The organism is Desulfothermus sp. (assembly GCF_053993635.1).
The window spans coordinates 1-8,613 of the sequence record NZ_JBMYBT010000094.1; the positions used below are offsets into that span (position 1 = coordinate 1).

The window sequence follows — 8,613 nt, forward strand, 5'->3', positions numbered from 1 at the left end:
TAGTTTCATCCAGGCATTCTAAGATTTATATTGCAAAAATAACAAATGGAAAAAGTCTTGAAGAAATAGAGGAATATTTAAAGGCTGTTAAAAAAATAATAGATTCTGGTGAGTACCCACGCATAAAGGAGAAACTCCAGGAGATTATTCCTTTTTATAATTAAGGGTTCGAGATTTAAGATCTAAAGTCCTGGACCTAGCACATTGAACAAAAAAATTTCTTTTGTTAAAGTTAATTAGAGTAAGTTGAGGAAAGAGAGTAGATCTTTAGAGGCATATAGATCGTGATTCGTGATTAGGGGACAGTGATTCGTAATTAGTGAATAGGGAATAGATGAATTATATTTCTCTATGAGTACTAATAACAAATTACAAATCACGAATCACGAAGAACATAGACCAAGGAGATTTTCATGAAAATAGAGATCTTTCGTGGGGCACCGTTTGTGGATAGAGAAGAGGAGATAGAGTTTTTTTTAGAGTGGTTTGATGATGTACCGCAGAGGTTACTTCTTGTCTATGGTCCAAAGTCAAGTGGCAAGACCACAGTAATAGAATATGTAATAGACAATAGACTGCTGCCAGAGAAAGAGTGGTGGCTAAAGGGCAAGTATTGCGTAAAATACATAAATTTGAGGAGAAAGTTAATTTCTAATTATGCTACGTTTTTACATTCTTTTATATTTCCCGAGGATGTATATAAGGAGACAGTGGAAACAGATGGCAAATTTTCGTTAAAGTTTTTTAGCCTGCAACGGAAGGTATTGCAGGAGATAGAGAAAAAAGAGAGGGATTTATTTGAAGAGTTGATGAGAAAAATTGAAGAGGAAAGTAAGAATAAAAGGTGTATTTTAATAATAGATGAAATCCAAAAACTTCAAGAGATTCATATAAATAGCAACAGAGAACTACTCAAAGAATTTTTGAATTTTTGTGTGAGTTTGACAAAGGAAAAACACCTCTCTCATGTAGTGATACTCACATCAAATACAGTATTTATAGAGAAAATTTATAATGATGCAAAACTTAAAGAAACAAGTAGATTCAAGAAGATTGATCACCTTTCTAAGGAAAAAGTCCAAGAATGGTTGGACATAGAAGGTCTAGCTAAAAAAGAGTTTAAACTTATTTGGGAATTTTATGGAGGGAATATTGGCAGAATTTTAGAAGCTATAAAGATTAAGAAAAAAGGAAAGGACTTAAAGGAATTCCTGGAACGAGAAAGATGGTTAGCCTATACTGAGATAGTAGATTATTTAACAGAGTTTGATAAAGAAGATAGAAAAATTTTTTTGAGAGTGGCAAGGAAAATAGTGGAAGATGGTTACTATCCAGTTGAAATGATATCTAAAGAAGAAAAGAAGCTATTGCAGAAGTGGGCAGAAAAAGAGATACTATTTTACGATCCCCTGGAGCTTAAGGTGACAGGGAATAGTCGGATATACGAAAAGGGAATGGAGATGTTGCTGAGTAGATGAGTAGATGCTATATGGGTAAATGCATGAATGGGGTAATGAACTAAAGGGTGTTAAAAACATTTATTGTTACACCTAAAATAACAATGAATAACTACCTATAACCACTAATAACTATAAATAACTATAAATAACTATGAATAACTATGAATAACTATAAATAGCCATGAATAACTACAAATCACCACAAAACAATGTTTCCCTCTAACTCATCACATATTATTTATCTCAGTTTTTTTGGATGGTTAAAACATGCTATAAGGTGCAGTACAAAGTATGTTTTAGGGTGTGATGATAATGCAAAAAAAATAGTTTATCCTCTGAATAGAAAGGCCTCAATAAAAGATATAATAGAAGCCCTTGGTATCCCCCACACTGAAATAGGATTGATTGAGGTTGGCAGTCAAAGGGTGAGGTTTTCTTACATCCCTAAAAAACAAACACATCTTAAGATTTATCCCCACAAAATCCCTATTGAAAGGGATAATTATCTGTTTGATGAACCAATTTTAGAGCTTCGGTTTTTGGTGGACGCAAACGTTGGAAAGCTGGCCAGGTTTTTGAGAATGCTTGGATATGACTGTTTTTTTGATTGGAGTATCCCTGATGATGAGATTGCTGAGATAGCCTTTAGTGAAAAAAGAATAGTCCTTTCAAAGGATATACAATTGCTTAAGCGCAAAAAAATATTGTGGGGGAAATTTATACAGGCTAACTTCCCAATAGATCAATTAAAAGAAGTAGTTAATTTCTTTGGTCTAGATTTTAATAATCGAGCTTTTACAAGGTGTCTTGTGTGCAATAAAAGGTTAGTCCCTGTTGATAAAGATGCAATTATCCATAGATTAGAGCCAAAAACTAAAAAGTACTACAATGAATTTTCAATATGCCCTGTATGTAAAAGGATCTATTGGCAAGGATCCCATGTGGAAAAAATGAAGGACTTGTTAAAAAAATTGGTTTAGTGTATGAGTCTATAAAAAATGAATATTAGTAATAGATAGGGAGTAAGATATGGAGATTAAAACTATTTTAGAAGAATTTGAAGTAATAGCAAAGGATCCTGTTACTTATTTAAGAAATTTGAGTGAGAACGGAAAGAAAATTGTGCTTTACACCTGCTCATATGTACCTGATGAGATCATATGGGCTTTTGGATTTCATCCTGCCAGGGTGTTGGGGATATCTGAAACACACCAGCTTTCAAATTCCCACCTGCAACCATATTGCTGCCCCACTGCAAAAGCGGTTTTAGAAGATATCCTGTCTAAAAAATTACCTGCCGCCCATGTAGTATTCTCAAATACGTGTGATACAATGCAACGGGTATCGGATATTGTGAGGATAAACACGGACATTGAACACTTTGATTTTATGGTCCCTACAAGATTGGATTCTGATGCCTCAAAAAAATATTTAAGGAAACAAATATTAAACCTTGCTGGATTTTTAAAAAGAAGATCCCTTTTATTAGAACAAGATAGAGAATGTTTTGATGATGTTCCCAGGATTAACTCTGCAATAGAACTTTTTGAAAGAATATATAGAAGTGCCTTGAAACTAGCAGAGATATCTCAAATATCCAATAAAATTTCAAACAAAGACATGCACAATATCTTTATTGCATCAGCCATTATGGACAGGGAAGATCTTGCAAAAAAATTAGAACATCTAAATAATTGTATAAAAGAATCGACTCTCTCAAGCTCGGTTAAAAAGAGGATAGTCCTCACAGGGAGTTTATGTTGTTTTCCTGGTATATATGAAATCCTTGATAATGCAGGTGCAAAAGTGGTCTATGACGACCTCTGCTCTGGTATAAGGCCGTACAAAAGGCGTATTAAATTAACCGGGGATTGGGCCTATGATATTGCAAAGAGCCTGGTAGAGAGGCCTATTTGTGCAGCAAAATTTAAAGGACTTTTTGAAAGGATTTTGTATTTAAAAGATATTGTGAAAAAATACAGGGCACAGGGTATAATTTTTTTGGTTCCAAAATTTTGTGACCCCCACTTGTTTGATTATCCAGATATAAAAAAAGAAATGGATGTACCTGTACTCCTTTTGGAAACTGATGAGAAAAATCAGATAAAAGGGCCAGAGAGGACTAGAATAGAAGCATTTTTAGAAACCATATAAGGGGAAGAATTATGAATATGGAATATAAAAAAGAGCCCATTAAAACAAAATCAAAGATGAAGGAAATAATGACCAATTATTTTTTAGAGGCCTTTGATGCAAAAAATAAGGGGAAAAAAGTTGCGTGGATTACCAGTGGTGGGCCAGTTGAGCCTTTGATTGCAATGGACATAATCCCCATATACCCAGAAAATCATGGGGCAATGATTGGAGCATCAAAATTGGGGGAAAAACTTGTGAGTTATGCAGAAGGTCTAGGCTATTCCTGCGATCTTTGCTCATATGCAACAGCAGATATAGCATGCAGTAGAGGGGAAAAAGGTCCAATAGGCCATTTGCCAGAGCCAGATATGTTGATCTGTTGCAATAACATATGTTCAACAGTGGTAAAATGGTATGAGATCCAGGCAAGGTATTTTAATGTCCCATTATTTATTCTGGATACCCCCATGTGTCACACAAACTTTACTGAAGATACAAAGGAATATGTGAGAAGACAATTTGATGAGTTGTTTTTGTTTTTAGAGACAGTGTGCAAGAAAAAAATGGATTTTGACAGGCTTGAGAAGGTTGGGAGATTATCTGTTCAGGCACAAAAACTCTGGCAAGAAATCCTGGACACAACAACGCATTCTCCAGCACCAATGAGTGCATTTGATGCATTTTTCCATCTGGCACTTATCGTGACTTTGCGTGGGACTGAGATTTGCGTTAATTATTATAGAGAATTGCTAGAAGAGATGAAGGATAGAATAAAAAATAAAATTTGTGCCGTACCTAATGAGAAGTATAGGGTTTTGTGGGATAACCTTCCAATTTGGTATAAGACCAAGTGGTTGTCAGAAAAATTTGCTGAAAGGGACGTATGTTTAGTGGCTGATACCTATACCTCTGCCTGGTGTAGCTCCTTAAGATACATTGATGAAAATGATTTTCTGGGCTCCTTGGCACCGGCATATACAAGGATTTATCTAAATCAGGGGATTGATACAATGGCCAATGAGATAATAAAGATGATAGATAAATATAAGGTACATGGGATTATCATGCACTCAAATAGGAGTTGTAAGCCATATTCCTTTGGACAATATGATATACAGAAAATAATAAGGAATAAGACCAAAGTCCCAGTGCTCATAATTGAAGCGGATATGCTGGATCAACGATCATTTTCAGATGCTCAGATAGAGAGCAGAATTGATGCCTTTTGTGAACTCTTACACTCATAAACACTATTGTCTTGCCCAATTAAACTATTTGAGGTAACTTGTCCTTTATCTATTTTTTCTAACTTTAATGTGTTTTTAAGGGGTTAAATAAAGAACTGGAGGTCAATAGATGCTCACTGCAGGGATAGATATAGGTTCAACTACTGTTAAATGTGCAATATTAAAAGATAATGAGATTGTTGCAACGGCTATTGATTTTACTGGATATAATGTAAAAAAGGCGTGGCAAAATATTTTGTCTAAGGCGCTTGATAAGGCCAAATTATCAACAAATCAAATAGACAATATAATTTCAACTGGTTATGGAAGAGACAGTGTGGATATTGCAAATAAAAAGATTACTGAAATTACATGTCATGCAGCAGGTGCCCATTTTCTAGAACCAGGGGTCAGAACAGTTATAGATATTGGTGGCCAGGATTCAAAAGCCATATCTTTGGATGAAGATGGTCGGGTCATTGATTTTGTAATGAATGATAAGTGTGCAGCTGGTACTGGTAGATTTTTAGAGGTAATGGCCAGGGCAATGGAGGTGGATCTGGATAAATTTGGTGAATTATCTATGGTTGCCAGAGAACCTGTTAAAATAAGTAGCCTCTGCACTGTATTTGCAGAATCAGAAGTTATCTCAATGATTTCTCAAGGAAAATCCCGTGAAGACATAATTGCTGGGATACACAGATCCATTGCAACCAGGGTGTATTCAATGGCAAGCAGACTTGATATTAGATCTCCTATTATGCTAACTGGTGGAGTTGCAAAAAATATAGGAGTTGTAAATGCTCTTAAAGAGAAATTGGGCGATAATTTAATAATAAGCCCTTATGCACAATTAAACGGTGCTATTGGAGCTGCATATCTTGCACAAAGGCAAAGTTGAATAATGGGGGAATGGGTTTAAGGGCTGATGGGTTGATGGGTTAAATTGTTCAACGTTCAATGTTCGACGTTCAATGTTTAAGGTACCTAAAACCTAGAACTTACAACGTAGAACGTAGAACATTGAATCTTTATGAAATCCAACAAACTCAACAAACTCACAAATCCAATAAACCCACAGCTACACAAACCACATTAAAGGGGGAGAGTTATGAGAATAGTAGAGCCTGGGAAAGTTACAGATAATATTTATCTTCTGGGGAAAAAAGAGTCTAATGTTTATTTGTTAGATGGAGGGGATGAGGCGGCAATTTTAGGTGGAGGGATGATATATATTGCCCCTGATGTTATAGAGCAAATAGAAAAAATTAACATTGACCCCAACAAGATAAAAAAAGCAGTGATATTACATTCCCACTTTGATCATGTTGGAATCCTTCCTTATTTAAAGAAAAAGTGGCAATGGATAGAGATTATTGGATCCAAGAAGGCAAAAGACCTTCTTTCAAAAGAAAAGGTGATTTCATCTATTCAATTTCTGAATGATATGATATTAGAAAAACAAAATATGAAACAAAAAGCCAAGGAGATTGGACTTGATTTTCCAAAATTGGATGTTGAAAAGGTGGTTTCTGAGGGGGACACCATCAAAGTAGGGAATTTCAGTCTTCAAGTCCTAGAAGTTCCTGGTCATTCTTCCTGTTCAATTGCCCTATATGAACCCAAGTTAAAGGCCCTGTTTGCATCTGATGCAGGAGGAATCCCCATGGGAGATGACGTATTTACCGCAGCTAATTCCAATTTTGATAAATATATGGATAGCTTGCTTAGGATGAGTAAATTAGACGTAGAGATCCACCTTGCAGAACATTTTGGGGCAATGACTGGTGAAGATGCAAAAAAATTTATGGAAAAGTCCATAGAGTCTGCAAAGCAGACTAGAAAGATTTTAGAAGATGCCTATAAGAAACAAAAGGATATATCTGTTGCTACAGAAGAAGTAACAAATCTACTCATGTCAAAGTTGGAAACAGAGTTCTTGCCAAGAGAGGTAATTTCAATTGTGGTTGGGCAGATGTTAAAATATATATCCAAGAGTTTGTGATTCGTAATTTGTGATTCGTAGGGGCAATTCATGAATTGCCCTTAGTGGGATGGTGTCCTTATGATTAGTGATTCGTGATTGGTGATTTGTGAACAGGAAGAGGGAAAAACAGTGAAAAGGAAACAGGAACACAAAGAGGAAAGAGAAAAGAATAGTGAACCAATACACCAATATACCAATATACCAATAACCGTGATTAGTGATTCGTGATTTGTAATTAGTGAACAGTGAACGGTGAACAGAAAGAGGAAAGAATAGTGAACCAATACACCAATAACCAATATACCACTATACCAATATACCACTACACCACTACACCAATAACCGTGATTCGTAATTTGGGAGTTGAGAGAAATAATTGACGAGATAAGCGTGAAAGGTTAAGCATCAATTTTCGCAAGTCCAGATAATAAGACGAGGGGTTTAGTATGTCTAAAAAGGCAAAGGGATTTGATAAGTACTTAAATTTTATAAGAAATATAGGAATTATTGCCCATATTGATGCTGGAAAGACAACTCTTACTGAGAGAATTTTATATTATACCAAGAGGATCCACAGAATGGGAGAGGTCCATGAAGGGACAGCTACAATGGACTATATGCCAGAGGAGCAAGAGCGTGGAATTACTATTACATCTGCATGTACCTCTTGTCACTGGCAGGACAAACAGATAAATATTATAGACACCCCAGGCCATGTGGATTTTACCATAGAGGTTGAAAGGGCGCTTAGGGTGTTAGACGGTGCAGTTGGCATTTTTTGTGCGGTAGGCGGAGTTGAACCCCAGAGCGAGACAGTGTGGAAACAGTCAGAAAAGTACCATGTTCCCAAGATAGCCTTTGTAAACAAGATGGATCGAATTGGCGCTGATTTTGAGAATGTCCTTTTGGAGATGAAGAAAAAATTAGGGGCAAATCCAGTTGCAGTGCAGATACCCTGGGGAGCAGGAGCGGAATTTGAGGGGGTTATAGATTTAATTGAGATGAAATTTTTATGGTTTGACCCTTCAACTGACGGCGAAAAATTTGAAAAAAGAGAGCTTAATAGTGAACAGCGAGAAAAGGCAGAGCCTTGGCGAGATAAGCTAATTGAGAGTGTATCAGAGATAGATGAATCCATTTTAGAAAAATATTTATCTGAAGAAGAGATTTCTACTTACGAAATAAAACAGGGACTTAAAAAAGGTACTATTGAGCTTAAGCTTACCCCAGTATTTGCTGGTTCCGCCTTAAAAAATATAGGAGTCCAACCAGTATTAGATGGGATATGTGATTTTTTGCCCTCTCCTTTAGAAGTTAAACAAATAGAGGGAATTGACCCAGAGACAAAGAAAAAAAAGGTCTTTCCCATATCCTCTAAGGCTCCATTTTCAGCCCTTGTCTTTAAGATCACCATGGAATCAGGAAGACAGATGTCTCTTTTCAGGGTCTATTCTGGGACAGTCAAACCTGGAGATACTGTTTATAATGCAACCCAGGATAAAAAACAGAGGATTGCCAGATTATTTACCCTGCATGCAGATAGAAAAGAACGCATTGATATGGCAAGGGCTGGAGAAATCGTTGGGGCAGCAGGACTAAAGGACGTTAAGACTGGAGATACCCTTTGCTTTGAAGATGACAAGATAATTCTTGAAAAAATAAGTGATTATCAATCGGTTATATCCATTGCACTTGAGCCCAAAAATACATCAGAAGGAGAAAAATTAATAGAAGCCTTAAATAAACTTCTAAAAGAAGACCCTACCCTTTTTATGGAGGTGGACGAAGAGACTGGCCAGATAAT

General features: G+C 36.1%; 7 protein-coding genes. All 7 read left to right on the top strand.

The window, feature by feature from the left end; translation table 11 throughout:
• Positions 1-413 precede the first annotated feature (413 nt).
• Positions 414-1,478 (top strand): ATP-binding protein, encoded by a 1,065-nt coding sequence (locus ACY2V1_RS07280; protein ID WP_461834135.1) that lies wholly within the window; start codon positions 414-416, stop codon positions 1,476-1,478.
• 191 nt (positions 1,479-1,669) lie between these two features.
• Positions 1,670-2,440, top strand: coding sequence for a Mut7-C RNAse domain-containing protein (locus ACY2V1_RS07285; RefSeq protein WP_461834136.1), 771 nt, complete (start codon positions 1,670-1,672; stop codon positions 2,438-2,440).
• 49 nt (positions 2,441-2,489) lie between these two features.
• Positions 2,490-3,614: a 2-hydroxyacyl-CoA dehydratase subunit D gene (locus ACY2V1_RS07290; RefSeq protein WP_461834137.1), complete on the top strand. Its 1,125-nt coding sequence runs from the start codon at positions 2,490-2,492 to the stop codon at positions 3,612-3,614.
• 11 nt (positions 3,615-3,625) lie between these two features.
• Positions 3,626-4,843, top strand: coding sequence for a 2-hydroxyacyl-CoA dehydratase subunit D (locus tag ACY2V1_RS07295; protein ID WP_461834138.1), 1,218 nt, complete (start codon positions 3,626-3,628; stop codon positions 4,841-4,843).
• Positions 4,844-4,952: 109 nt separating this feature from the next.
• Positions 4,953-5,723: an acyl-CoA dehydratase activase gene (locus ACY2V1_RS07300; RefSeq protein ID WP_461834139.1), complete on the top strand. Its 771-nt coding sequence runs from the start codon at positions 4,953-4,955 to the stop codon at positions 5,721-5,723.
• A 210-nt stretch (positions 5,724-5,933) separates the two neighbouring features.
• Positions 5,934-6,827: an MBL fold metallo-hydrolase gene (locus ACY2V1_RS07305; protein ID WP_461834140.1), complete on the top strand. Its 894-nt coding sequence runs from the start codon at positions 5,934-5,936 to the stop codon at positions 6,825-6,827.
• Between the two features lie 428 nt (positions 6,828-7,255).
• A partial coding sequence (locus ACY2V1_RS07310) for an elongation factor G (RefSeq protein ID WP_461834141.1) occupies positions 7,256-8,613 on the top strand: 1,358 nt, incomplete at its 3' end.

What these genes read in the sequence shown, in the direction of transcription:
- ACY2V1_RS07280 (WP_461834135.1), top strand. Translation starts at nt 414, where the DNA reads ATGAAAATAGAGATCTTTCGTGGGGCACCGTTTGTGGATAGAGAAGAG.
- ACY2V1_RS07285 (WP_461834136.1), top strand. Translation starts at nt 1,670, where the DNA reads ATGTTTCCCTCTAACTCATCACATATTATTTATCTCAGTTTTTTTGGA.
- ACY2V1_RS07290 (WP_461834137.1), top strand. Translation starts at nt 2,490, where the DNA reads ATGGAGATTAAAACTATTTTAGAAGAATTTGAAGTAATAGCAAAGGAT.
- ACY2V1_RS07295 (WP_461834138.1), top strand. Translation starts at nt 3,626, where the DNA reads ATGAATATGGAATATAAAAAAGAGCCCATTAAAACAAAATCAAAGATG.
- ACY2V1_RS07300 (WP_461834139.1), top strand. Translation starts at nt 4,953, where the DNA reads ATGCTCACTGCAGGGATAGATATAGGTTCAACTACTGTTAAATGTGCA.
- ACY2V1_RS07305 (WP_461834140.1), top strand. Translation starts at nt 5,934, where the DNA reads ATGAGAATAGTAGAGCCTGGGAAAGTTACAGATAATATTTATCTTCTG.